The organism is Vibrio gelatinilyticus (assembly GCF_022836845.1).
GTDB classification, from domain to species: domain Bacteria; phylum Pseudomonadota; class Gammaproteobacteria; order Enterobacterales; family Vibrionaceae; genus Vibrio; species Vibrio gelatinilyticus.
The window spans coordinates 42,136-67,754 of sequence record NZ_JAJNNZ010000013.1 but is presented as its reverse complement, the minus strand read 5'-3'; the positions used below and the strand labels follow the sequence as shown (position 1 = coordinate 67,754).

Sequence of the window (25,619 nt, the reverse complement as noted above, 5' to 3'; positions counted from 1 at the left end):
CTTTTTTATTATAAGTCATTGGGTTGAAGTCAATTACTTCACACGGCTGACGTATTCACCAGTACGAGTATCCACTTTAATAACTTCGCCAATTTGGATGAATAATGGGACACGAACCACTGCGCCAGTCGTCAATGTTGCGGGTTTACCGCCAGTACCTTGAGTGTCGCCTTTCAAACCAGGATCGGTTTCTGTTACTTCAAGCTCAACAAAATTAGGTGGAGTGACCGTAATTGGGTTACCATTCCAAAGAGTAAGCATACAAGTGTTGTTTTCTACCAACCACTTAGCATTGTCACCGACTGCTTTTACATCAGCAGCAATTTGTTCGAATGTTTCGTTGTTCATAAAGTGGTAGAATTCACCATCGTTGTATAGGTAATCTAGATCGATATCCATTACGTCTGCGAGTTCAACGGTTTCGCCCGACTTAAAGGTTTTCTCTAATACTTTACCAGACAACAGCTTACGAATTTTTACGCGGTTAAATGCCTGACCTTTACCTGGCTTTACGTATTCATTTTCTAGGATTACGCATGGCTCGTTATCGAGCATCAGTTTAAGACCGCCTTTAAATTCATTTGTGCTAACAGTAGCCATTTTTTCCTCTTAGTGTTCTTCGAGTTAAATTCAATGCCGCCTATCATACCCCGAAATCTGATTCCTGTTGAGCAAAACTGGCTCAAACAACTATCGAATGCGATCTCCGATCCTTCTACATTACTAAAAGAGCTCGAAATAGACCTCGAACCTTGGGAAGCGGGGTTAGCGGCACGTAAGTTATTCCCAATGCGTGTTCCTCAAAGCTTTGTTGATAGAATGGAAAAAGGCAACCCTCAAGATCCCCTCCTGAGGCAGGTTTTGCCTTTAGGCGAGGAATTCGAAGTGCATGAGGGTTACTCTAGCGATCCATTACAAGAACAAGACAATCCGATTCCAGGATTATTACATAAGTATTCCAGTCGAGTACTGATGATCCTCAAAGGTGGTTGTGCGGTCAATTGCCGATACTGTTTTCGTCGACATTTCCCCTATCAAGATAACCGCGGTAACAAAGCGACTTGGCAGCAAGCGCTAGACTACATTACACAGCACCCTGAGGTAGACGAAGTGATCTTTTCAGGAGGCGACCCCTTGATGGCCAAAGATGAGGAACTGGCTTGGCTCATCGATAAACTGGCCAGCATCAAGCATGTGAAAACACTACGAATACACAGCCGACTTCCAGTCGTGATCCCTGACCGAGTCACCAACTTTTTATGTCAGGCTTTACAAGGTACACGGCTCAATACCGTCCTTGTCACCCACATTAATCACCCGAATGAAGTGGACGATAGCGTCACAATGGCAATGAGCAAGCTTAAACTCGCGGGCGTTACGCTACTCAATCAGGGCGTAATGCTAAAAGGGATCAACGACAACATCGAAACGCAAGTTACTCTCAGCCACAAGCTCTTTTCCGCTGGTATCTTGCCCTATTACATGCACGTACTCGATAAGGTGCAGGGAGCTGCCCATTATTTCGTTTCCGATCAGCAGGCCAAGCACATTATGAGAGGCGTGATTGAGCGCGTGTCGGGCTACCTTGTTCCCAAGCTGACTCGCGAGCAGGCAGGAAAACGCAGCAAGACTCCTCTCGATTTACTATTGGAATAAGCTAGAGCAAGCTTTAATCCTGTCGACAAAATATTTTCGTTCGCTTGCACGGTCTAATAGGAAGATACTCCGTTATTTTCGAGGCAAGCATAATGAACATTTCTGAACTGTTGGATTTAGGGCCTTTTAGTTGGGCGGCACTGGGCTGCTGCGCGCTAAATGGCACCCTAATCGGGCTTGAGCGTCAAACCAGAGGGAAACCTGTCGGCATCCGCACTGCAATACTGATTATCTCTGGCACCTACTTATTTATTGCTATGGCCGTCTCTTTATCGTCCAGTTCGCTTGATCACGCTCGAGTTCTCGGACAGGTCATCACTGGGGTAGGCTTTTTAGGCGCAGGCGTCATGATGACGCAAGATGGTAAGATCCACGGCGTAACCTCTGCTGCCATTATCTGGGTACTCGCGGGGCTGGGAATGATGATTGGGCTGGGCTACCTTCAATCTTCGATCCTTTTAACGTTATGTGCGCTGATGGTATTGCTGGGTGTTGATAAAGCTGAAAGCAGTTTTCAAAGTCTGCGCAGAGGCGTTCACAAAAAAATCCTCAAGCGTCACCGCTTCTCAAAATAGAAAAAAGCTCCTGGGTAACCAAGAGCTCTTTTCTGGTGCAGCCTATCGATTACTTAGCAAAGTTCACAATAGGGAAACACTTGAAGAAGCCGTTATCTGCACAGTTGATAAGGCCGATTTGAACCCCATCAATTTGAGAGGTCATGTTGAAGATACCTAGCTGGAAGTTTGATTTTTCAGAGAAACTTGCAAGACCAATATCTGCCATTGTGTAGCCTTCTGAGTAGTTAACCGCACTCCAGTTAAGGCCTTTCACATCATTGGTAACGTTGACTGCTGCTAGGTTAACACCGGTGGTTTTGCCTGTGTTCCAGTTGAAAATACCAAGCGATGCACCTTTCATTTCTTGAGTTACTTTTGACGCACCAAAGAATAAACCAAAGTTCACACCTGTCGTACGCTGAGTTTCAGACATACCAAGCAGTGAGAAATCGACACCTTTGACTTCACTTACCTTACCGTGCAGTACTGATAACCTGACACCGCCAACGGCATTTGCGTCTGGAGCGTTAAAGCCGTTAAGGGTTGAGAACATAACTGGTGAGCTATCTGCCAAAGCCATTGGGGAAGCGACCACCGCTGCTACTGCTAATGCTGACATCATCTTTTTCATTTATTTGTCTCCACTGACATTTATGACGTATCCCAATAACTATAGGTGATGTTAATTACTCCAACAATGGAAACATCACATTTAAGTTATTAAAGTTTCAATACATTCGGTTTTTCAAGGCACAAACGTTTAGCCATAAAAAAGCCGAAGGAAAATCCTTCGGCTTTGTCAGTCAGAACTTACATGACTACATCATGCCTGGCATACCACCCATGCCGCCCATGCCACCCATATCAGGCATTGCTGGGGAGTCTTTCTGTGGTAAATCTGTCACCATCGCTTCAGTGGTGATCATCAGGCCAGCAACCGATGCGGCAAACTGAAGTGCACTGCGCGTTACTTTCGTTGGGTCCAAAATACCCATCGCAATCATGTCGCCATATTCGCCAGTCGCGGCATTGTAGCCGTAGCTGCCTTCGCCGGCTTTGACGTTGTTGGCAACCACAGACTCTTCATCACCTGCGTTTGTCGTAATTTGACGTAGTGGTGCTTCCATTGCTCGAAGTGCTACGCGGATACCCACGTTCTGCTCTTCGTTAGTGCCCTCTAGGCCTGCAACTTTAGACGCGGCGCGAATAAGAGCAACACCGCCACCTGCGACCACGCCCTCTTCAACAGCAGCACGAGTCGCGTGCAGAGCATCTTCAACACGGTCTTTCTTCTCTTTCATTTCTACTTCAGTTGCCGCGCCAACCTTAATGACAGCAACGCCGCCCGCTAGCTTAGCAACACGCTCTTGAAGTTTTTCTTTATCGTAGTCAGATGTTGCGTCTTCAATTTGTTGACGAATTTGAGCAACACGACCTTGAATCATCCCTTCTTCACCCGCGCCATCAATGATGGTTGAGTTTTCTTTGGTGATCGTAACGCGCTTAGCTTGACCTAGGTCTTCTAATGTTACTTTCTCAAGATCTAGGCCGATTTCTTCAGAAATCACCGTACCGCCAGTCAGGATAGCGATATCTTGTAGCATTGCTTTACGGCGATCACCAAAACCAGGCGCTTTAACAGCAGCCACTTTTACGATGCCACGCATGTTATTCACTACTAGCGTTGCTAGCGCTTCGCCTTCAACATCTTCTGCGATGATAAGCAGCGGACGAGACGCTTTAGCAACTGCCTCTAGTGTTGGTAGGAGCTCACGGATGTTTGATACTTTCTTATCAATAAGAAGAATGAACGGGCTCTCTAAATCAACGCTTCCAGCTTCTTGATTGTTAATGAAGTAAGGAGATAGGTAACCGCGATCAAACTGCATACCTTCAACTACGTCTAATTCATCTTGTAGCGCCTGACCTTCTTCGACGGTGATAACACCGTCACGGCCTACTTTTTCCATCGCTTCTGCAATGATGTTACCAACGGTTTCGTCTGAGTTTGCAGAAATAGTACCTACCTGAGCAATCGCCTTGGTATCTTTACACTCAACGGACAATGCTTTCAGTTCTTCAACCGCAGCAGCGACAGCTTTGTCGATACCGCGCTTCAGATCCATTGGGTTCATGCCTGCAGCAACCGCTTTAAGGCCTTCACTCACAATAGATTGAGCCAATACTGTTGCCGTTGTCGTACCGTCACCCGCCGCATCGTTTGCTTGTGAAGCAACTTCTTTAACCATTTGCGCGCCCATGTTTTGGAACTTGTCTTCAAGTTCAATTTCACGAGCAACGGAAACACCATCTTTAGTGATGGTGGGTGCGCCAAAAGATTTGTCTAGAACGACATTACGGCCTTTAGGACCTAGTGTTACTTTTACCGCGTCAGCCAGAACGTTGACACCTTCTAGCATTTTAATTCGTGCGTCATTACCAAATTTAACGTCTTTAGCAGCCATCTTTTATTTCCTTATCTAAATTCATTGTTTTTGCTTCAATTCAGAGCAAAAATTACTCAACGTCTACTTCGTTATTCAACGATTGCCATGATGTCATTTTCAGACATGATGAGAACTTCTTTACCATCGATTTTTTCACTTTTCGTGCCGTAGCCTTCAGCAAAGATAACGGTATCACCAACTTTTACGTCCAATGGCTGTACAGAACCATTTTCTAAGATGCGACCTTTGCCCACAGCGAGAATCGTGCCGCGTGTTGATTTTTCAGCAGCCGAACCAGTTAGAACGATGCCACCAGCTGACTTAGATTCAACTTCTTGACGTTCAACGATTACACGGTCGTGTAGAGGACGGATATTCATCGGTCGTTTCTCCTGATTGTTTTCATTTATGCTTTGAGTTGCCGTTCATTGGCATGTGGTAATTATGTTGGGGGCATTTCCTCTAAACCCAAGGGGACAGCATGAAAAAAGTGTGATTACATTAACGCTTTTGCGTGAAGATTGTCGCTTATACGACCATTGAGAGCGGCTATGGTGGAGATGGTCGCTGTCTGTACCAAATTACTGTATGCTTGGCACCAGCTTCATTTTTCTGCTATAGCGAATGCAAGACAAACACGGCCTACTGAGCGCCCCTATACCACTTGTTCTACGTCAGATGACGGTCCCCATGGTTTTTGGCATGGTGGCGATCCTGATGTTCAATCTCGTCGATACTTTTTTTATCTCTTTGTTAGGGACGCAAGCCCTCGCTGCGATAAGCTTTACCTTCCCTGTTACATTTGCCGTCAACTGCATTACGATGGGTATCGGGATGGGATTATCAACCAATATCGGTCGATTGCTCGGTCAGGGTGATGCCACTTATGCCGCGCGCTTTACCACTCATGGCCTATTGCTCGCGGTATTGCTGGTTATCTTGGCTTCAGCCATTGGGCTGCTTACTATCGATCCGCTGTTTCGCCTACTTGGCGCCGAAGAATCGTTGCTGCCCTTGATCAATCAATATATGAGTATCTGGTACCTCACGATTCCCCTGCTGGTGATCCCAATGGCTGGTAACAGTGCTATCAGAGCGACAGGGGACACCAAAACACCTGCAAAAATAATGATGTTGTCTGGCGTCTTGAATGGCATCCTCGATCCGCTGCTGATCTTTGGCATTGGTCCTTTTCCTGAACTTGGTATTCAAGGAGCGGCCATTGCCAGTGGTCTGGCTTGGCTTGGTGCTCTGTTTGGCTCTTTGTACGTATTGATTGCCAGGGAAAAGTTACTGGCTGCCATCTATCGTAAAACGTTACTCAATGATTGGCTTCTAATTCTCAAAATAGGCACTCCTGCCGGGCTGTCCACAGCCATGTCTCCGTTGTCTGGAGCCATCCTCATGAAGCTTCTTTCTACACATGGAACCGCTGCCGTCGCTGCCTATGGTGCCGCACAGAGAATTGAATCCATATTGATTCTGGTATTGATCTCTTTAAGCTCGGCATTGACGCCTTTCATGTCTCAGAACTTTGGTGCGAACTCTCCAGAGCGCAGTTTTTCAGGCATGTTCATTAGCATCCGCTTTTCCATCGTGTTTCAGCTATTTCTATTTATTGTGATGGTGCCGCTAAGCATTCCGATTTCAGCCCTGTTTTCGCAAGAACAAGCGGTAAGAGATATGCTGTGGCATTACTTGTTGGTGGTACCCATTAGCTATGGTTTCCAGGGCATCATTATGATGCTGGTTAGCGGATTAAACGCCATGCACCAACCTATGAAGGCATTTAGCTGGAGCGCAATGCGCTTGTTTGTGTTCACATTGCCCTTTGCGGCACTGGGCAGTCATTGGTATTCGATTGAAGGGTTGTTTATTGGTATTGCGGTTGGCAATATCGCTGGAGGCATTTGGGGCTACTTCTACGCACTAAGGCTGCGTAAATATCAAGGTTTGCCAGTTCAAAGTAAGTAAGCTGGGAAAGAGTTTGCGTTGCCTAACGATCACCAGGCAACGCAATACCGTAACTTAGATGCCGTCTCCGCCGACAAAGGTTTGAGACTTGCCGTTAAACTGCTGGTCCATATCCAATGAAGGCATGTCAGTTTTCGGTTTACCGACGATTTTAGCCGGTACACCTGCTGCGGTCGTGTGTGCAGGTACAGGTTGCAATACCACAGAACACGAGCCGATTTTTGCGCCAACGCCGACTTCAATGTTACCCAGTATTTTGGCACCAGCGCCTATCATAACGCCTTCACGAATTTTGGGGTGACGATCCCCGCCTTCTTTACCAGTACCGCCTAAGGTGACATCTTGCAGGATTGACACATCATTTTCGACAACCGCCGTTTCACCAATCACAATCCCTGTGGCATGGTCGAGCATGATACCTCGACCAATTTTAGCCGCCGGGTGGATATCAACCTGGCACGCGACTGAAATTTGGTTCTGCAAGTAAGTGGCAAGAGCCTTACGGCCTTGCTTCCACAACCAGTTGGCAACACGATAACCTTGAAGAGCATGGTAGCCTTTCAAATACAGCAGCGGCATAGAATACATTGATACCGCAGGGTCTCGATTGACCGTCGCACAGATATCACATGCTGCAGAACCCGTAATCGATGGATCTTCACTAAAGGCTTGCTCAACCACTTCGCGCACCGCCATTGCTGGCATCGATGCGGTCTTTAGCTTGTTCGCTAAAATATAGCTTAAAGCTGCCCCCAAACTCTCATGGTTAATGATGGTCGCATGATAGAAGCTCGCGAGCATCGGCTCTTGCTCCGAATACTCTCTTGCTTCTTTAACGATTGCTTGCCAAACTTTTTGTTTCTCACAGTGTTTCATGTCATGTCCTACGAACGAGAAATACCCACCGGATTCGCTGCGTTATTTTTCTGCTTTTTTGTCTCTAGCTAACAGATCTTGTGCAGCATTCCTTGCATCTTTCCCTTGATACAACACTTGATAGATTTGGTCAACTATTGGCATTTCTACCCCCATACGCTGAGACAGTAGCCATACTTCTTTGGTATTACGATAGCCTTCAACGACCTGACCAATTTCTGTCTGAGCTTCATCAACATCTTTACCCTGACCTAAAGCCAAACCAAAACGACGATTACGAGATTGATTATCGGTACAAGTAAGCACTAAATCACCTAGCCCTGCCATGCCCATAAACGTTTCTTGTTGCGCACCCAATGCCGCACCAAGACGGGTCATTTCAGCCAGACCACGAGTGATCAATGCGGTGCGAGCATTAGCACCAAAACCGATGCCATCAGACATACCTGCACCGATAGCGATAACGTTTTTCACCGCGCCACCCAGTTGCATGCCAGTAAAGTCGTTATTGGCATACACTCGAAATGTTTTGCTGCAGTGAATTTTCTCTTGCAGATCTGCCACAAATGTCGCGTCCGGAGAAGCAACCGATATCGCCGTTGGCATGCCCATGGCAAGCTCTTTGGCAAACGTTGGGCCAGAAAGCACCGCAAGAGGGTAGTGACTACCAAGAACATCATGAGCGACGTCTTTTAGCAAACGACCCGTCTCAGGCTCCAATCCTTTTGTTGCCCAGCAAATTCGAGTATCAGCACGCAGATGCGGTTTAATGCTCGTTAAAACCACGCCAAATACATGGCTAGGTACAACGACCAGCAGATCTCGGCTCGCGCTCACCGCTTTCTCTAAATCGGCCTCGACGATGAGTGATTCTGGAAACTCAATGCCCGGTAAAAATTCGTGGTTTGCTCTGTCTGCTTGTAGACGAGCCATATGTTGAGGATCGTGCCCCCAAATCACAACGTTAGCACCATTACGCGCCAACGAGATCGCGAGTGATGTTCCGTAAGACCCCGCACCGATCACTGTCATAGTGATCTCTTTTCCGTATGCATTATTCATTGTTTCACCTGATTAACAATCTCGTGTTGCTGTTGAGAGACAGTGTATTACGTATTCTTAGATCTCTAAACAAAAAATGCACACCGCATACCGCGCTGTGCATTTATTTTGCTTTAGCTTCAAAACCTGACGAAACTCTATCGTCAGCGCTTGCAATTAAGCGTCAGCTTGACCTTCTTGGTTAGCTTGCTGTTGTAGGTAGTTCATGAACAAAGCGTCAAAGTTAACTGGCGCTAGGTTCAGTTGTGGGAACGTACCTTTCATCGTTAGGCCAGAAATCGTTTCACGTGCGTAAGGGAACAGGATGTTCGGGCAGAATGCTCCTAGGCAATGAGCTAGTTGACCCGCTTCCATCTTCTCAGCAGTGAAAATACCACCTTGTTGAATTTCACAAAGGAAAGCTGTTTCTTCAGCATTCTTAACGGTCACAGTCAAACGAAGTACAACTTCGTATACACCTTCACCAAGCTCACGACTTTGTGTATCAAGGTCAAGTTTCACATCAGGGTTCCATTCTTTTTGGAACATTGCTGGTGAATTAGGAGCTTCAAACGATAGGTCTTTTAGAAAGATACGTTGAATCGTGAAGTTTTGTTGTGCGTCTTGTTGTGCTGCTTCAGCCATGATGCTTATCCTTAAATACGTCTAAATTAATTCTGTCGAGACGAGTGATTCTCTTTGACAGCAGACTAACGAAGCCGACGAGTGATGACTAGGCGAGCCTTAAATTACGTGGCATTTATCACACCCTTGGTCGATAAATGCCGCGATTTTAGCCAGTAACGCCCTACTTTTTGCCTTTAACTAGAGGAAGATTCGCTTCGCTCCATGCCACTAGGCCGTTTTTCAATAGGTACACTTTCTCAAAGCCAGCCTTCGCTAGAAGGTTTGCGCTTTCTTGCGCTGTCTGTCCTGTCTTACATACCACAATGATTGGGTCTGATTTACGTTTTTCAAGCTCCGCGATTGAACCTGCTTTGATATCAGACGGCAAAATGTGAAGTGCGCCCGTAATATGACCACGTTTGAAATCATCTTTAGAGCGAATATCAATCACAGCACCGTTCTCATGGTTCATTAATTGAGTGACCTGAGCTGCGGAGATCTCTTTGTAAGCCGCGTTGGCTGCTTTAACAATGTTGGCAATGAGAGCAACGAATAGTGCAACCCAAACTAACGACATGATCATATTTTGCTGAAAAAATTCTAAGTACTCTTGCATAGCTTGCGCTCTTATCGGTTGAACATAAAATCAGACGAGGAGTATAGCGGCTAACCCTCGCTGTGGCGAGAGGGGAAAATGTTTCTAGCCAATAATTGAGATCATTCTCCTTTACTATTAGTGAAATAGGCACCATCAATTGGAGTTACTCAACATTCCTAGCGTATAAATGGTTCGAAACAGCCACTTTACTTAAAGATTACGCCTATGATTACAGGGGCGCAGCCCCCTGTTTGCGGGTAATCCAACACCACACTTGAAAGCAAACAACAGTTTTTCAGCAACAATATTTGATCTGCCACTACAGTTTTGGTTAAAAAGTGTAGTAAAATTACGCTAATTTGTTTTTGTAAAGTTACTTTGAATTTGACGAGGTCATACACTATGTCTGCTAAGAAGCCGATGGCTCTAGTGATTCTTGACGGTTGGGGATACCGTGAAGATAGCGCAAGCAATGCAATTAATAACGCGAACACGCCTGTAATGGATAGCTTGATTGCCAACAATCCAAATACCTTAATCTCTGCTTCTGGCATGGACGTGGGTCTTCCTGATGGTCAAATGGGTAACTCTGAAGTTGGTCATACCAACATTGGTGCAGGCCGAGTGGTATATCAGGATCTTACGCGTATCACTAAATCTATCTCTGATGGTGAATTCGGTCAAAACGAAGTACTGGCTGCCGCGATGGATAAAGCCATAGCAGCAGGTAAAGCGGTTCACCTAATGGGGCTGATGTCTCCAGGTGGCGTACACTCTCACGAAGATCACATCTATGCGGCAGTAAAAATGGCAGCAGAGCGTGGCGCTGAAAAAATCTACCTACATTGCTTCCTAGACGGACGCGACACTCCACCACGCAGTGCTGAAGGTTCACTAAAACGCTTCGACGCTCTATTTGCCGAACTTGGTAAAGGCCGCGTCGCGTCTCTTGTGGGGCGTTACTATGCAATGGATCGCGACAACAACTGGGATCGCGTAGAAAAGGCCTACGATCTGCTGACTCAAGCAGAGGGTGCCTTTACGTTTGACTCGGCCGTAGAAGGCTTGGAAGCCGCTTACGCTCGTGAAGAAAACGATGAATTCGTTGCACCAACAGAGCTTCGTACTGAAGGTCAAGAGTCTGCCGCGATTGTTGAAGGCGATGCGGTTATCTTTATGAACTACCGTGCTGACCGTGCTCGTGAAATCACACGTGCTTTCGTTCCTGCCTTTGAAGGCTTCGAGCGCAAAGTATTCCCGGCCGTAGACTTTGTTATGCTGACTCAATACGCAGCAGACATTCCTCTGCTATGTGCATTCCCACCAGCGTCACTAGAAAACACGTACGGTGAGTGGTTATCCAAAGAAGGGAAAACTCAACTGCGTATCTCTGAGACAGAGAAATACGCACACGTGACGTTCTTCTTTAATGGCGGCGTGGAAGCTGAATTTGACGGCGAAGAACGTAGTTTAGTGGCTTCCCCTAAGGTTGCTACTTATGACCTACAGCCAGAAATGAGCTCAGAAGAGCTCACTGAAAAAATGGTCGCAGCGATCAAGTCGGGTAAATACGACACGATTATCTGTAACTACCCTAACGCTGACATGGTTGGTCACACCGGTGTATACGAAGCGGCAGAGCAAGCGATCGAAGCACTAGACGCAAGCGTTGGCAAAGTTGTTGAAGCGATTAAGCAAGTCGGCGGTCAAATGCTTATTACAGCTGACCACGGTAACGCGGAAATGATGGTAGATCCTGAAACAGGCGGTACTCACACTGCTCACACCAACCTACCAGTACCTCTTATCTACATTGGCGAGGAAGCGGTTGAGTTTAAAGAAGGTGGAAAACTGTCTGACTTAGCTCCAACCATGCTGTCACTAACAGGCATGAACATCCCGACTGAGATGACAGGTGAAATCCTGACTAAGTAATTGAGTCAAGATCACGTTAAAAACGCCGGTGCTCACGCATCGGCGTTTTTGTTTGCTTGCGCCTCTAGGTGCTTTTCAATAAAGTAAGTCATGCTCTCATTTTCGCCATAACGCAATGGATCTGTAATGCTCAACTTTAAAAAAAACCAGCACCTTCATTACGTTACTTTCTTATTAGTTGCGCTTAGCGCGATTTTTTTTACGCACAGTGTCTTCGCCAATCAAAACGAATTGTCTGGCGTCAAAAATGAAATTGATCGTCAAAAACAATCCTTGTCCAAACAACAGAAACAACTGAATGCACTACAAAAATCATTAAGAGATCAAGAACTGACTATCTCGTTAGCCGAAAACGACATCAAACGCAGCAGTACCGATCTTGCGGTGGCAAACAAAAATATTGATGAACTGCACCAACAAGTTGACTCTCTGCAAACACAAAAACACCAGCAGCAGAAAATCTTGGCTGACTTGGTGCATGCCTATTATGTGATGACCACCAACAGCGCCAATCGCAACCTATTTAGCAATGACGAAAAAGAAGACCGAGTCAGCCAGTACTATCAACACCTGGCCAAAGCGAGAGCCAATGCCATTACGGAATTAGAGCAGACCAAGCAGCAACTAGAACAAAGTGAGCGAGCACTGGAATTAGAGCGAAATCAAATCGCTCAATTGCTAAAAGAACAAAAAGCCAAACGAGAGAAGCTTACTAAGAATCAAACAAGTCGAAAATCGACGATCAAGAAAATTAATAAAAGCATCTCTGGTGATAAGAATTATTTGGCCGAGTTACAGCGCAATGAAACACGCCTAAAGGCTGAGATCGCAAAAGCGGCGAAGCGCAATACCGTGCCGATGGACGGTCTGGCACGACAGAAAGGCAAGCTACCTTGGCCTCTCAAAGGTCAGGTAATGCATCGCTTTGGCACCAAACAAACAGGGCAAATCACCTGGAAGGGTATGGTGATCAAGGCGCAATATGGCCAATCCGTCAAAGCAGTGTACTCTGGGACGGTGGTGTTTGCGGAATATCTGAGAGGCTACGGTTTAGTGGTTCTGCTTGATCATGGTAAAGGGGATATGACGCTCTATGGCTACAACCAAACTTTGCTCAAAAAAGAAGGCGATCGGGTGCGTGCCGGAGAAACGTTGGCGCTAGCTGGAGATACTGGCGGACAATCAAGTTCATCTCTGTACTTTGAGATCCGCCGTAACAGTAAAGCCCAAAACCCGAAGCAGTGGCTCACCCGCTAGTCTGCACCGGGCCATTTAAGTAGGTTTTCTCGGTCAGTGCAATCACGTCATTGAGGCCACTCAAGGATAAGGTGTTGATACCTGCTGCTATCTCCCTTCCGCCGCCGCTGACAAAAACACTGCAGATAGCACCAGCGCTGTGCGGCTGACTCAAAGGAGCACGTAATGATAAGGTATATTGTGGCTCATCCTTTTCTCCATTAGCCGTTCGCTTTGACAAGATAATGTGTGCTTTGTCTGGCTGCTGACGCACTAACTGATTACTGTATTCGCCGATAATCCTTCTTGATGAGGAGGAATCAGGCAAAAGACACACTTCGAGTATCGACGACTGATATAAGGTTTCAGCTTGCTCAACCGCTAGTAAATCACACTGATAGCCTTCAACCAACTGGTGATATGGCGAAGACTGGTCTGCGATTACATCAAAAGGATCATGGTAGGCCAAAAGCTTTTGATAGAGCGCCATCGGATGAAAGTGCAAATCATCAAGGCTTTCACCGTAACCATTGTAATTAATCAGCTTCCCCAGTTGCTTAAGTTGCTTATCTTGCTCTTCGGAATGCCCCGACGCCTTGCTAAGCCGAATGGCAACATCGACAAGGTTGTCCCCATACGCCGCGGCGATGGCCCAGTTTTGAAACTCCCCTTTGAGCAACCGGTTAACGATCAATGAAGTACACGTGGTGGCGGATAAATCAATATGACTGGTCAGGTATTCAGAACGTGGCAACAAGCTCGCAAGATGGTGATCGATATAGGTGACGGGTACTTTCGCATCAAGCAGCTGCTCGAGCGCCACACTGTTTCTATCTAATGATACATCCAATACCGTTACACTACTTACATCATCTTTTGGCACTCGCTCAAGTAGCTGTATATCACGCTTAACACCGGTGATAAGTTGAGACTTTCTCGGCTCATTGAGCCTTAGCTGCAGCAAGGCAATAATGCCATCTGCATCGCCGTTAAACACATCATAATGCACAACAAATTCCCATTTCATCGCCACAATAAACAAGACCCTACTCTGAGAGTAGGGTCTGGGTAAAATGCCTATTTGCTATAAGACATGCTTTCTAAATCGATGCCGACATCATTTTCACGCCATCTTCAAGCAAAGAGAGTTGCTCACGCCCTTTTTGAGTCGCCAACGGTTTAACGATATTAATCATGTGTAACATGCCTTGCTGGATCACTTGCTCGGTTATTTGGGTTTTTGGCGACATAGAAGATTGATAGCTTAACCAACTTGCGGCCATCATATGCAGTGTTGTCACTAGTGAATTCAATTCAGCGTCATCGACATCCAGTAAGTTTAGCTCCACAAATGCTTTAAGGATATTCACCAAGTTTACTTGCAATCGATTTTGCACTTGGATGTACTCATCATGCAATACCGGATCTCTTTGTAAGATTTCCGGTAAGTTGGCGTAGAAGAAGCGATACTTCCACATCAGCGTAAAAATAGAATCGAGATAATGCTTCAATAAAACAAGGCTTTCCTGCTGTCCTTGTAGTGGAGTAAAGCGCTCAATTAACTCCCGGGAATACAAAGCAAAGATCTCTCGTACGATTTCTTGCTTATTGCGAAAATGGTAATAAAGGTTGCCAGGACTGATCCCAATATGTGCAGCGATATGGTTAGTGGTCACATTACGTTCACCACTCGAGTTAAATAACTCTAATGCCGCATGCACAATCTTCTCTCGGGTTTTCATTTTGACAAACTTCCTCTCAACAATTTACATCAGTATACGTCCAATACCATCAAGTGAAATACTTGAGGCGCTGGTTAGACCAAACCAAGCATAACTTTACAATAGATGATAAACAGACTCAGGGCGACTACGAGGTTGCCAAAATAAAAAAAAGCACTCAAAAATGAGTGCTTAATCAATCTGTTGGAGACACTTTTTTACTCAACTTCGTCCATTTTGCCAAGCAGACCGCGAATGCGCTCTTGCCACTGAGCGTGCTCACGTTGCATATTCTCTGTCTTTTGTTGCAGCTCTTCTCGGCCATTTCGTAGCTCTTCAGCCTGTAACGCCAACTGTGACTTTTCTTCTTTTAACTCTTCCACTTCCATTTGAAGAAGCGCAATGGTGTCAACTGCAGTTTGTATTTTCGCTTCTAATTGTTCTAATACTTCAAAAGACATCTTGGCCTACCTATATTGATTCGATGATGATGAAATTCATTTCATTCTATATTGCCTCATTCTACTCAGCCTAGAGAAGATAGACACGCTCTATATTGCAATTTTTTCACCATTCGGTCAAAAAACAGCCAAGGCATAACACAACACTCACCTAGATTGGCCTTAGATTCATTCATATTGGATTTGAATAGCCTATCAGGTGAAACATTCCCGTAACACTACCCTACCTCCTCACCATACAAACCCATTGACAGCATGAATTTGTTTCTAAGGAACGCGCAAAAAAGCAAACGTTTTCTTTAGAATATGCTAGAATTCGCGCCGTTAACTTTTCCTCATTTTCTTCCTATGGAGTCAGTATGAAACGCGATTTAGCAATGGCCTTTTCACGAGTAACTGAAGGTGCCGCATTGGCCGGCTATAAATGGCTTGGCCGAGGTGACAAAAATGCTGCCGATAATGCAGCTGTTGAAGTCATGCGCAGCCTACTGAACAAAACGGACATCAGTGGTGAGATCGTGATTGGCGAAGGTGAAATCGACGATGCACCGATGCTGTATATTGGCGAGAATGTAGGTTTAGGTGGCGACTGCGTTGATATCGCTGTCGACCCAATCGAAGGCACCCGTATGACCGCTATGGGTCAGTCAAATGCATTAGCTGTACTCGCGGCAGGTGAAAAAGGCAGCTTTCTGAAAGCACCTGACATGTATATGGAAAAGCTAGTTGTTGGGCCCGGAGCTAAGGGGGTTATTGACCTGCACCGCCCACTAAAAGAAAATTTGGAAAACATTGCAGCTGCACTCGGTAAATCAATCGATACCTTAGTAGTGACCACTCTCGCAAAACCACGTCACGACGCCGTGATTGCCGAAATGCAAGCTATGGGTGTACGAGTCTTTGCAGTACCAGATGGTGATGTAGCAGCCTCAATACTTACCTGCATGCCAGATAGCGAAGTGGATGCGATGTACTGCATCGGTGGCGCTCCAGAAGGTGTGGTATCAGCAGCGGTTATACGCGCACTGGATGGCGACATGCACGGTCGCTTACTGCCTCGCCATCAAGTGAAAGGCGATAGCGACGAAAACCGTGCACACGGCGAATTGGAGCTGCAACGTTGTAAAGAAATGGGCGTTGAGGTCAACGTGGTATTACGTATGGAAGACATGGCGCAAAGTGATAACGTGGTGTTTTCAGCAACAGGGATCACTAAGGGCGACCTGCTCGAGGGCATTACCCGTCAAGGCAATATCGCCACCACCGAAACATTACTCATTCGTGGTCGTTGTCGCACTATTCGTCGCATTAAGTCGATCCACTACCTAGAGCGTAAAGATCCCGAAGTTAGAGATATCATTCTCTAATATCGATTTGATTGGAAAGCGCCGTCTCATACGGCGCTTTTTTTATCCATGGGCTTTAACTAAGTAAATAATTTGCTTTATTAACCTCATCCGCCATAATAAAGCCGAAACCAATATGGACGGATCAATGAAAGCCACGGAACAGATTCTGCAAATCATCAAACGAGAAGGTTCTGCCAACGCAAAAAGCATCGCAACGGCGTTGGACATCACCTCAATGGGGGCACGTCAGCATCTTCAGCAACTACAAGACAAAGGATTGCTTCGCTTTGAAGATGTAAAAGTTAAAGTCGGGCGCCCTAATCGCCATTGGTCGCTCACCGCGAAAGGGCATAGCCACTTTGCTGACAGACACGGCGACTTAACGGTGCAGTTCATCGATGCTATAGAAGAACTGTATGGCGAAGACGGGCTTAATAAAGTCGCCCTACTTCGTTCAGAGCGAACTCTCGATGCTTACCAAGAACAACTGTCTGCAATCACCAATATCGAAGAAAAATTAAACGCACTGGTGATGCTCAGAGAACGAGATGGCTATATTGCCGAGTTATTTGTTGATAGCGATGGCTATACACTCGTCGAAAATCACTGCCCGATATGCAAAGCAGCAACACGTTGTGACATGCTGTGCCAATCAGAACTGACTATTTTCAAAACACTGCTTGGCAGCAACTACAGCATTATACGAACAGAGCACATCATCAGCGGCCAGCGTCGTTGCAGCTACAAGATCACCACAGCTCAATAACACCGTACTTTCCATGTGTTTCATTGTTGGTAATCCGTCTCATAGCTGAGACTCTTCCCACCTTACACTGTTCATCCCCCATATCACTTCCTAAGCTAAGTCCTGTGAGCACATTTGATGCGCGGTATTTCCGGCATTAAACATAACAGGTGCGAGGAGATGAGCATGAAGCAATTCAGACAAGCGGCAAACCAGGCATGTTTAGACATACCCTCTTTTGATGAACTGATGATACTGGCCAGCGATAACCCAGAGCAGTTTGATACGTTAAAGAAAGAGCTGTGCCGTCAACTGATTGACACCAGCTCTGAAGAGATGAAACCTCGCTTAGAAGCTCAACAAACTCATATAGATCGAGTACTGAGTAAAGCCAAAAACCCCATTCACGCTAATGTGTTGTTACGCCAAGAGCTACACCGTCAAATCGTTAAGTTCTCCCAGGCCCTGAGAGGAGAAGAAAATGAGCAAGCAACAAATGCAACAGTGATCCGTTTTCCTACTAAAGAAAGTTGGCGCTGAACATCGCGCCAACCAATAAGCTACTTTGGCTCAGAACCAAAACGATTTTCTCCTTCAGAGCCTTTCATAAAGCCACATTCAACTAATACCCATAAACCACAGCCCAAGGCTGAGATAGATATCAGACTTTGCAGCAATGACGGTTGCGCCGCAACGGCAGGATCAAATGTTGGCAAGCTTAAGCGACCGATGACCAGTGGAATATTAAGTAGCAACCACCATGTCGATTTATTTCTATCGTGCCAGCGCTTGGCGGTAATGGCTAAATCAGGGATGAGCAATCCCAATAAAATGATAGGAAGGAGAACATGTACGAGCGACGGATACAAAAAGTTGATGCCCTGTGAACACACCATGATCGCCAAATAGTACAAGACATTCCAAATCCAGAATGTTTTGCGATTCACTCGGCCTTGAAAAGAAAAAAGTAGTGATTTTATCGACATTGCTTACCTAAATACTAATTCATAATTTTCTGAAAACTGCTTTTGTCCATGTCACGGACATTGACGGTTAAGCTCTTAACTTGACTGGCCTTGTCGCGTAACACATCCATCAAACGACGAGACAGGTCACGTTTTTGCTCTTCACTTCTTCCTGATAATAGCTCAAAACTAATGTGAACAAAGTCTTCATTATCCGCAAAGTCACCTATGAGCCAATGGTGACATCGCAAGGCTCGAGACTTAACGGCACACCTATCAAACAAACCAGAGTCCAGAGTTACCTGATGCAATTCTGCTAACAACCCTTGAACATTCAAACGCTCATCAACGCGATTTGAGTACTCCATGACTAAATTTGGCATTTCCATTTCCTAGCATTTGCTCGTGAAGGACAACATATAGCAAGTCCGTAAGAAAAATCCGAGAATTAAACTATTATTTTGTTTACTGGATCACTGCTCGGCCGTCAAGTCACGTCATTTATTGGTAACTTGAGCCCCAACAAGTCAATGACTTGGGCCAGCATTTATAACGAAGCGAGAAAGACATGACGACAATCATGATCTGGATGAATTATTCTGTTATATTCTTTCGTAATCTCGTTTATTTTTTACATTCATTGATTTTGGAGAAAATCTCATGCGTCAACCTGTAGTTATGGGTAACTGGAAACTCAACGGCAGCAAAGCAATGGTAACTGAACTGCTAACTGGTCTAAACGCTGAACTTGAAGGCGTAACTGGTGTAGACGTGGCAGTAGCTCCACCTGCACTATACATCGACCTAGCAGAACGCGTAATCGCTGAAGGCGGCAACAAGATCATTCTTGGTGCACAAAACACAGACCTAAACAACAGCGGTGCATTCACTGGCGACATGTCTCCAGAGATGCTAAAAGACTTTGGTGCTTCTCACATCATCATCGGCCACTCTGAGCGTCGTGAATACCACAACGAATCTGACGAGTTTATCGCTAAGAAATTCGCTTTCCTACAAGAAAATGGCCTTAAGCCAGTTTTCTGTATCGGTGAATCTGAAGCTCAAAACGAAGCAGGTGAAACTGAAGCGGTATGTGCACGTCAAATCAACGCTGTTATCGACGCATACGGCGTTGAAGCACTAAACGGCGCGATCATCGCATACGAGCCAATCTGGGCTATCGGTACTGGTAAAGCAGCGACAGCTGAAGATGCACAGCGCATCCACGCTTCTATCCGTGCTCTAATCGCGAGCAAAGACGCAGCTGTTGCTGAGCAAGTCATCATCCAATACGGTGGTTCTGTTAAGCCAGAAAACGCTGAAGCATACTTCTCACAACCAGACATTGACGGTGCTCTCGTTGGTGGTGCTGCTCTAGACGCGAAAAGCTTCGCAGCTATCGCTAAAGCAGCTGCGGCAGCAAAAGCGAAGTAATCGATTATCTAAAGACTGAAAAGCAGGCTCTCATGATCCTGCTTTTTTTATGCTTGAACCGCTAATATCAAGGCAAATAAAAACCGCTGCAATGGCAGCGGTTTCTTTATTCAAGCTCTGTATTCGAAAGTTCGTTTTCTTTAGAACAACTCTTCTGCAACTTTGAACAGGTCATCACGAACAGGACGCTTCATGTTTTCAATAGCATCGATAATATCGTGGTGCACTAGTTCTTCTTTTTGAATACCAACACAGCGGCCACCTTGACCTTGAATTAGTAGGTGGACGGCATAGTTACCCATACGTGACGCTAGCACTCGGTCAAACGCCGTAGGTCGACCACCACGCTGAATATGGCCTAAAACGGTTGCACGTGTTTCACGGCCCGTGGCTTCTTCGATTTCTTTTGCCAGTTCATTAGCATCCATCATCAGCTCGGTCAAGGCAATAATTGCGTGCTTCTTACCTTTATCGATACCCGCTTGAATACTTGCGATAAGCTCGTCTTTTTTCAGGCCAGTTTCAGGCGTAATAATGTATTCACAACCACCCGCAATCGCAGACATCAATGTTAGGTCACCACAGTGACGCCCCATGATCTCAACAATCGAGATACGCTGGTGAGACGATGAGGTATCGCGTAAACGGTCAATTGCATCAATGACGGTGTTCAAGGCTGTTAGATAACCAATAGTGTAATCTGTACCCGCAATATCGTTATCGATTGTGCCTGGAAGACCAATACATGGGTAACCCATTTCAGTCAATTTCTTCGCACCCATGTACGAACCATCACCACCAATAACAACAAGCGCTTCGATGCCATGTTTTTGTAGGTTTTCAATCGCCTTTTCGCGAACTTCCACTTGTTTAAACTCAGGGAAACGAGCGGACCCAAGGAATGTACCACCGCGGTTAATCACATCAGAAACACTGGAGCGTTCGAGCTTTTCGATACGATCTTCATAAAGGCCTAAGTAGCCGTCATATACACCGTAAACTTCTAAGCCTTCAGACAACGCAGTACGAACAACACCACGAACTGCGGCATTCATACCGGGTGCGTCACCGCCGCTTGTCAAAACACCGATTTTTTTAATCATGTTTACCCTCGATTTGGCAATCTAAATATATAAATCATAGTATGGCGCATTTTGCATCATACGAAATTTTTTGTGAGCCTGTGTACTGACTTTACGGCTGCAGCATCACACGCCATCACGTAATTTATTTTTACTTATGTAAGAGTATTACAGTTTATCTCTTTTATTACGTTGATTCACATCAGAATTGCACTTTTTTATCACGCAGTAACGTAATAGACAATCCATAACGGTGATGCTTTGTTACTTTTATTCAACAAAATTGTAAACACAAGCTACCAACCTTGCTGTTTTTGTTCCTTTTCAGCGACTAACACAACCGAGTAAGGGTCTTGATGAATCAATACATCTGCTCTTGGAAAGGCTTCAATTAATCGATCTTCGGCTTCATCGGCAATGCGATGAGCATCAATCAATAACATATTGTCATCTAGCTCTAGATGAAGTTGGATAAAACGCACTGGCCCAGACATTCGAGTTCGAAGTTGATGCACTCCAAGAACACCTTCGACCTCTAAACAAAGAATACGGATCCTGCTGAGCTCCTCTTCGGGTAACTGTCTATCAAGAAGTGATTGCACCGCGTCATAAGCCATTTTGAATGCACTCACTAAAATAAAGATCCCGATAGCTACTGCAAATACGGAATCCGCTTGTTCAATGCCATACCAACTTAAGCCTAGCGCAACCATGATAGCCGCGTTCATGTACAAATCTGTTTGGTAATGCAATGAGTCTGCTGCAATGGCTTGGCTACCGGTTTTTCTAACAACATGCTTTTGAAAGGCGACTAACGCCGAGGTCACCACCAATGCAAATCCACTAACATAGATCCCCAGCTCTGGAGAATTCAATTCGTGAGGACGGAAAAAGCGATCAATACCATTTAGGATCAAGAAACAAGCAGAACCTGAGATGAACATAGATTGAGCCAAAGCGGCCAAAGACTCAGCCTTGCCATGGCCAAAGGTGTGCTCTTTGTCTGCTGGCTGCAGTGCGTAACGAACAACCACCAAGTTAACGGCTGAGGCGGCGATATCAAGCAGTGAGTCAAACACTGAGGCCAGCAAGCTAACCGAACCTGTGACCCACCAAACAATCATCTTGGCGATAAGTAGTATCGTTGCAACGGTCGTCGCTGTCCAAGCAGCAGCCGTTACCCATTTAGCGTAGTTGTCCTTCATATTCCGTGACATTTTGCCTTGTCTTATTTCATGAATGCTCACCTAACCTATTAATAGTTTAAGCAGCACAATTTTTCTAATTGACGACAAGTATACTCATAACCGTCGAGAAAAATAGAAAAAGCGGCCAAGGCCGCTTCAAATAAGGAATAAGAAACACCGATTATTTTGACATGCGAGACTGCATTTTAGTCAGGCAATTATCCATTCGCTCAGCTTGCAGTTCTTGCAATTTAACTTTCTGCTCTGGGGTTAAAATAGACAACATTTTGTGTCGTTGTTCAAGCATACCGACTCGTCTTTCCGCTTGTTGTGCCACCATCTCTTGTGCCAGCTCATTAGCCGCTTGCGCATCAAAGGTGTCAGCTAGTACCAACGCCTGCATTTTTTGGTGGCTCGCTTGCATTTCAGCACGCTTAGACTCGAAGTTGCTCTGGAATTGTGCTTTCATTTCTTCACGACTTGATTCGCGCATCTGCTTAAGTTGAACTTGTTGTTCACTGGTTAAATCGAGCTGACGAAACACTTTTTTGTCTAGGCCACCACAACGATCAAAGTCACCTTTGTGATGACCTTTACCACCGCCGAAAGCGTATGCCGACGCTGTGGCGACAGTTAACGGAAGAACCAATGCTGCAATAACCACTTTTTTCGCTAATTTCATAATCTGGACCCTTATATTCATTTGTCATTGCTGTCTGCACAGCGCTTGAAAATAGAATAACGATTACAAGGTAAACCAACGTACAGAGAGCGTAAAGAATCGTAAAGATCACCTTTTTCCTAGCGGTCCGCTTTACTATTACCACCAGCACTAAAATTTTGTTAAAGGACATTGGAAGATGGCAAACATTTTGATTATCGATGACGATACCGAACTAACGGGACTGCTTAAAGATATTCTCAGTTATGAAGGTTTTTCGGTCTCTGAAGCCAATGATGGTATTGCTGGTTTAGAGGCTCTTAATGACGACACTGACCTTGTACTTCTCGATGTCATGATGCCAAGACTTAACGGGATGGATACTCTTAAGAAACTGCGGGAACACTGGCAAACTCCCGTGCTTATGTTGACAGCTAAGGGAGAAGAGATAGACCGAGTGATTGGTCTAGAGCTTGGCGCCGATGATTACCTGCCTAAACCATTCAGTGATAGAGAATTACTGGCTCGAATCAAAGCGATTCTGCGTCGAACTCAAACTGTAGCGACACCGTCTAGTGACGTCATTGAATACGATGATATTCAGGTTTATCCCGGCCGACAGGAGGCCTTTTGTCAGGGGCAACTTCTCGAGCTCACCACTACAGAGTTAGCGTTGTTACAGCATTTCATTGAGAACCCTGGCGAAACATTGACCAAGGAAACTCTCAGCCTTGATGTTCTTGGCAAGAGGCTGTCTGCATTTGACCGTGCCATTGACATGCACGTATCTAACTTGCGTAAAAAGCTCCCAACCCGCAGTGATGACAAACCAAGAATCAAAACGTTACGCGGACGAGGCTACTTGCTTGTTAAGGACGCATCATGAAGTTCCCGAACATTACTAGTTTGTATGGTCGCATTTTTGCTATCTTCTGGTTCACCATGTTGGTGGTGCTGATCGCCGTACTCGCCCTTCCTCACCTTGATCCTCGCGTAGCGCGAGAGACCCAACGAGAGCAACTCGATCGCATATATCAACTGCGCGACAATCTTGAGCAGCGTTATGGTGCCAGTAACGACATACAGCAAGTGTTACAAGGCGTTAAAAATAACAACCGACGCCGCGCCAGTTCACCAAAAGACTCAGAATTGCCGCGACTGTTCCTAACCGACGTTGAAGGCAACATATTACAAACGCAAAATCATCATGACTTTAAAACCAAGGTGCTTAAAAATTTCATTACCACGGTAGAGTCACCAAGCAAACCAATGCAGCGCCTTTACGGCCGATATATGCTAATTGGTCCCGTCCCTATTGAACTCGCTAATCGTAATTTGCATTTATACGTCGCTATCAGATGGAACCAACCGCCGCCTTTCTTACTGAGAATGTTCGACAAACCATTACAGCTGCTGCTCGTGGTCATGATAGTCAGCACACCATTTTTGCTCTGGTTAGCCTGGGCGCTGAGCCAGCCAGCCCGTCGATTAGAGCGTGCCGCTAAACGTGTCGCAAAAGGGGCATTTACACCAGATCCTAGCCTAGAGAAGGGCACATCCGAATTTCGTCAAGCCGGCGCTAGCTTCAATCAGATGGTCAAAGCCGTTAACCAGATGGTTTCCGGACAGCAGCGACTACTATCGGATATTTCACATGAGTTACGCTCGCCACTGACCAGATTAAGAATGGCCACAGCGCTCGCAACGCGCAAGCAAGGCGCCAGTAGTGAACTTGAGCGAATAGATACAGAAGCTCAACGTTTAGAACAAATGATCAATGAATTACTTGAACTGTCACGAATGAGTACCAACAGCCATGCCAATCGCGAAACTCAACCAGCGACCAGTCTTTGGGAAGAAGTGTTCAGTGATGCTCAATTCGAAGCCGAGCAATTGGGAAAAGTACTTCACTACCCCAAAATCCCTGAGGTGCTTGTGTCAGGTAGCCCACAATTATTGATGAGTGCGGTAGAGAATATTGTGCGCAATGCCGTCCATTATGGTCGTCAACAAATTAAGGTCAGCATGCGTAGCAGTCAAAGCCACATCCATATTATCGTCGAAGACGATGGCCCCGGTGTCCCCGATACTGAACTCAACGATATTTTTCGACCATTTTATCGTGTTTCGACCGCTAGAGATCGTGACTCTGGTGGCACCGGGCTAGGATTGGCCATAACACAAAGCGCTATTTTGCAACATAGTGGAACAATCGTTGCGTCATGCAGCTCTTTAGGCGGATTGAAAATGAGTATTTCTCTGCCATTAACCAATGACTAAGTTATCCGCCTAACATCAACATCAGGTATACTCTGACATATTTTCAAAGTCAGAGTTATCCTATGTTTGATATCGCCCTCTACGAGCCAGAAATCGCGCCCAACACTGGTAATATTATTCGCCTATGTGCCAACTGTGGGGCTAACCTGCATCTAATTGAGCCTCTAGGTTTTGATCTAGAAGAAAAGAAAGTTCGCCGAGCGGGTTTAGATTATCACGATCTAGCACGCGTGAAGCGCCATGCCAATTACCAGGCCTTCCTAGATTATATGGCTAAACACAAACCGCAAGCGAGGATCTTTGCCTGCACGACAAAGACCACGGGACATCATACTGATGCGCGTTTTCAAGAGGGGGATATATTGCTGTTTGGTCCAGAAACTCGTGGGCTGCCAGCTGAGCTGATCGAAAGCATGCCGATGGAACAACGGATCCGCATTCCAATGATGGCCGATGCAAGAAGCTTGAATCTTTCTAATGCGGTAGCCATTATCGCCTATGAAGCGTGGCGCCAGTTTGACTTTTCAGGGGCGGTTTAAAAAAAAGTCAGAATTTCAGGCAATAAAAAACCCAGCTAAAAAGCTGGGTTTTCAATACATAACAAAGAGAAACCAATCAATTACTTGATTTTAGCTTCTTTGTACATAACGTGCTGGCGAACAACTGGATCAAATTTCTTGATCTCAAATTTACCTGGCATGTTACGCTTGTTTTTGTCAGTAGTGTAGAAGTGACCAGTACCTGCAGAAGATACTAGACGAATTTTCTCACGAATGCCTTTAGCCAT

General features: G+C 45.6%; 29 protein-coding genes. 12 read left to right on the top strand and 17 right to left on the bottom strand.

Annotated elements, in window-relative coordinates; translation table 11 throughout:
• Positions 1-33: 33 nt before the first annotated feature.
• Positions 34-600: an elongation factor P gene (gene efp / locus LNL84_RS15020; RefSeq protein WP_244358379.1), complete on the bottom strand. Its 567-nt coding sequence runs from the start codon at positions 598-600 to the stop codon at positions 34-36.
• A gap of 33 nt (positions 601-633) precedes the next feature.
• Between efp and epmB the strand changes: the two genes are divergently transcribed.
• Together epmB and LNL84_RS15010 are read left to right on the top strand one after the other, a co-directional pair.
• Entirely contained in the window at positions 634-1,656 is a 1,023-nt protein-coding gene (epmB, locus tag LNL84_RS15015; protein ID WP_244358378.1) for an EF-P beta-lysylation protein EpmB, read from the top strand.
• 92 nt (positions 1,657-1,748) lie between these two features.
• Positions 1,749-2,231 carry an MgtC/SapB family protein gene (locus LNL84_RS15010; RefSeq protein WP_244358377.1) on the top strand — a complete coding sequence of 161 codons (483 nt, stop codon included), beginning with the start codon at positions 1,749-1,751 and terminating at the stop codon, positions 2,229-2,231.
• Between the two features lie 49 nt (positions 2,232-2,280).
• Here LNL84_RS15010 and LNL84_RS15005 read toward each other — a convergent pair whose 3' ends face one another.
• From LNL84_RS15005 to LNL84_RS14995, 3 genes are all read right to left on the bottom strand, one after another.
• Positions 2,281-2,844: a VC2662 family protein gene (locus LNL84_RS15005; protein WP_244358376.1), complete on the bottom strand. Its 564-nt coding sequence runs from the start codon at positions 2,842-2,844 to the stop codon at positions 2,281-2,283.
• Between the two features lie 187 nt (positions 2,845-3,031).
• Positions 3,032-4,678 carry a chaperonin GroEL gene (groL, locus tag LNL84_RS15000; protein ID WP_244358375.1) on the bottom strand — a complete coding sequence of 549 codons (1,647 nt, stop codon included), beginning with the start codon at positions 4,676-4,678 and terminating at the stop codon, positions 3,032-3,034.
• A gap of 71 nt (positions 4,679-4,749) precedes the next feature.
• Positions 4,750-5,040 (bottom strand): co-chaperone GroES, encoded by a 291-nt coding sequence (locus LNL84_RS14995; protein ID WP_017061289.1) that lies wholly within the window; start codon positions 5,038-5,040, stop codon positions 4,750-4,752.
• A 244-nt stretch (positions 5,041-5,284) separates the two neighbouring features.
• Between LNL84_RS14995 and LNL84_RS14990 the strand changes: the two genes are divergently transcribed.
• Positions 5,285-6,634, top strand: coding sequence for an MATE family efflux transporter (locus tag LNL84_RS14990; RefSeq protein WP_244358374.1), 1,350 nt, complete (start codon positions 5,285-5,287; stop codon positions 6,632-6,634).
• Positions 6,635-6,688: 54 nt separating this feature from the next.
• On the opposite strand, the gene cysE is transcribed toward LNL84_RS14990, so the two are convergent.
• The 4 genes from cysE to LNL84_RS14970 all read right to left on the bottom strand — a co-directional run bounded on the left by cysE (position 6,689) and on the right by LNL84_RS14970 (position 9,794).
• Positions 6,689-7,510 (bottom strand): serine O-acetyltransferase, encoded by an 822-nt coding sequence (cysE, locus tag LNL84_RS14985; RefSeq protein ID WP_244358373.1) that lies wholly within the window; start codon positions 7,508-7,510, stop codon positions 6,689-6,691.
• A gap of 42 nt (positions 7,511-7,552) precedes the next feature.
• Complete coding sequence (gpsA, locus tag LNL84_RS14980; RefSeq protein WP_244358372.1) at positions 7,553-8,572, bottom strand: NAD(P)H-dependent glycerol-3-phosphate dehydrogenase; 1,020 nt, start codon at positions 8,570-8,572, stop codon at positions 7,553-7,555.
• 156 nt (positions 8,573-8,728) lie between these two features.
• Positions 8,729-9,196, bottom strand: a complete 468-nt coding sequence (gene secB, locus LNL84_RS14975) for a protein-export chaperone SecB (RefSeq protein WP_244358371.1) — start codon at positions 9,194-9,196, stop codon at positions 8,729-8,731.
• Positions 9,197-9,359: 163 nt separating this feature from the next.
• On the bottom strand, positions 9,360-9,794 hold the full coding sequence (locus LNL84_RS14970) for a rhodanese-like domain-containing protein (RefSeq protein WP_244358370.1): 435 nt from the start codon (positions 9,792-9,794) through the stop codon (positions 9,360-9,362).
• Positions 9,795-10,178: 384 nt separating this feature from the next.
• Here LNL84_RS14970 and gpmM point away from each other — a divergent pair, with 384 nt between their 5' ends.
• Positions 10,179-11,711, top strand: a complete 1,533-nt coding sequence (gpmM, locus tag LNL84_RS14965) for a 2,3-bisphosphoglycerate-independent phosphoglycerate mutase (RefSeq protein ID WP_244358369.1) — start codon at positions 10,179-10,181, stop codon at positions 11,709-11,711.
• A gap of 126 nt (positions 11,712-11,837) precedes the next feature.
• Entirely contained in the window at positions 11,838-12,968 is a 1,131-nt protein-coding gene (locus LNL84_RS14960; RefSeq protein WP_244358368.1) for a murein hydrolase activator EnvC family protein, read from the top strand.
• Here LNL84_RS14960 and LNL84_RS14955 read toward each other — a convergent pair.
• From LNL84_RS14955 to zapB, 3 genes are all read right to left on the bottom strand, one after another.
• Positions 12,958-13,956 carry a DHH family phosphoesterase gene (locus LNL84_RS14955; protein WP_244358409.1) on the bottom strand — a complete coding sequence of 333 codons (999 nt, stop codon included), beginning with the start codon at positions 13,954-13,956 and terminating at the stop codon, positions 12,958-12,960. The genes LNL84_RS14960 and LNL84_RS14955 overlap by 11 nt on opposite strands.
• Positions 13,957-14,047: 91 nt before the next feature.
• Positions 14,048-14,689, bottom strand: coding sequence for a TetR/AcrR family transcriptional regulator (locus tag LNL84_RS14950; RefSeq protein ID WP_244358367.1), 642 nt, complete (start codon positions 14,687-14,689; stop codon positions 14,048-14,050).
• A 197-nt stretch (positions 14,690-14,886) separates the two neighbouring features.
• On the bottom strand, positions 14,887-15,129 hold the full coding sequence (gene zapB, locus LNL84_RS14945; RefSeq protein ID WP_244358366.1) for a cell division protein ZapB: 243 nt from the start codon (positions 15,127-15,129) through the stop codon (positions 14,887-14,889).
• Positions 15,130-15,488: 359 nt separating this feature from the next.
• Here zapB and glpX point away from each other — a divergent pair, with 359 nt between their 5' ends.
• From glpX to LNL84_RS14930, 3 genes are all read left to right on the top strand, one after another.
• A complete protein-coding gene (glpX, locus tag LNL84_RS14940) occupies positions 15,489-16,496 on the top strand; it encodes a class II fructose-bisphosphatase (RefSeq protein WP_244358365.1) in 1,008 nt (335 codons plus the stop codon).
• A gap of 127 nt (positions 16,497-16,623) precedes the next feature.
• Positions 16,624-17,244 (top strand): helix-turn-helix transcriptional regulator, encoded by a 621-nt coding sequence (locus LNL84_RS14935; protein WP_244358364.1) that lies wholly within the window; start codon positions 16,624-16,626, stop codon positions 17,242-17,244.
• Positions 17,245-17,409: 165 nt separating this feature from the next.
• Positions 17,410-17,763: a DUF3135 domain-containing protein gene (locus tag LNL84_RS14930; protein WP_244358363.1), complete on the top strand. Its 354-nt coding sequence runs from the start codon at positions 17,410-17,412 to the stop codon at positions 17,761-17,763.
• Between the two features lie 20 nt (positions 17,764-17,783).
• On the opposite strand, the gene LNL84_RS14925 is transcribed toward LNL84_RS14930, so the two are convergent.
• Complete coding sequence (locus LNL84_RS14925) at positions 17,784-18,209, bottom strand: DUF805 domain-containing protein (protein ID WP_244358362.1); 426 nt, start codon at positions 18,207-18,209, stop codon at positions 17,784-17,786.
• A 14-nt stretch (positions 18,210-18,223) separates the two neighbouring features.
• Entirely contained in the window at positions 18,224-18,571 is a 348-nt protein-coding gene (locus tag LNL84_RS14920) for a 5-carboxymethyl-2-hydroxymuconate Delta-isomerase (RefSeq protein ID WP_244358361.1), read from the bottom strand.
• A 277-nt stretch (positions 18,572-18,848) separates the two neighbouring features.
• On the opposite strand from LNL84_RS14920, the gene tpiA reads away from it, so the two are divergent.
• Positions 18,849-19,622 carry a triose-phosphate isomerase gene (tpiA, locus tag LNL84_RS14915; protein ID WP_244358360.1) on the top strand — a complete coding sequence of 258 codons (774 nt, stop codon included), beginning with the start codon at positions 18,849-18,851 and terminating at the stop codon, positions 19,620-19,622.
• A 140-nt stretch (positions 19,623-19,762) separates the two neighbouring features.
• Here the strand turns inward: tpiA and pfkA are convergent, their stop codons facing one another.
• The 3 genes from pfkA to LNL84_RS14900 all read right to left on the bottom strand — a co-directional run bounded on the left by pfkA (position 19,763) and on the right by LNL84_RS14900 (position 22,573).
• Positions 19,763-20,725: a 6-phosphofructokinase gene (pfkA, locus tag LNL84_RS14910; protein ID WP_244358359.1), complete on the bottom strand. Its 963-nt coding sequence runs from the start codon at positions 20,723-20,725 to the stop codon at positions 19,763-19,765.
• A gap of 275 nt (positions 20,726-21,000) precedes the next feature.
• The gene (fieF, locus tag LNL84_RS14905; protein ID WP_244358358.1) at positions 21,001-21,909 is read right to left on the bottom strand and encodes a CDF family cation-efflux transporter FieF; all 909 of its coding nucleotides are present in this window, start codon (positions 21,907-21,909) and stop codon (positions 21,001-21,003) included.
• A 163-nt stretch (positions 21,910-22,072) separates the two neighbouring features.
• Positions 22,073-22,573, bottom strand: a complete 501-nt coding sequence (locus tag LNL84_RS14900; protein WP_244358357.1) for a CpxP family protein — start codon at positions 22,571-22,573, stop codon at positions 22,073-22,075.
• Positions 22,574-22,751: 178 nt separating this feature from the next.
• Here LNL84_RS14900 and LNL84_RS14895 point away from each other — a divergent pair, with 178 nt between their 5' ends.
• From LNL84_RS14895 to trmL, 3 genes are all read left to right on the top strand, one after another.
• Positions 22,752-23,438 (top strand): response regulator, encoded by a 687-nt coding sequence (locus LNL84_RS14895; RefSeq protein ID WP_244358356.1) that lies wholly within the window; start codon positions 22,752-22,754, stop codon positions 23,436-23,438.
• Positions 23,435-24,832 (top strand): envelope stress sensor histidine kinase CpxA, encoded by a 1,398-nt coding sequence (cpxA, locus tag LNL84_RS14890; RefSeq protein WP_244358355.1) that lies wholly within the window; start codon positions 23,435-23,437, stop codon positions 24,830-24,832. Before LNL84_RS14895 ends, cpxA begins: the two co-directional genes overlap by 4 nt.
• A gap of 62 nt (positions 24,833-24,894) precedes the next feature.
• Entirely contained in the window at positions 24,895-25,371 is a 477-nt protein-coding gene (trmL, locus tag LNL84_RS14885; protein ID WP_244358354.1) for a tRNA (uridine(34)/cytosine(34)/5-carboxymethylaminomethyluridine(34)-2'-O)-methyltransferase TrmL, read from the top strand.
• 80 nt (positions 25,372-25,451) lie between these two features.
• On the opposite strand, the gene rpmG is transcribed toward trmL, so the two are convergent.
• A complete protein-coding gene (rpmG, locus tag LNL84_RS14880) occupies positions 25,452-25,619 on the bottom strand; it encodes a 50S ribosomal protein L33 (RefSeq protein WP_002535344.1) in 168 nt (55 codons plus the stop codon).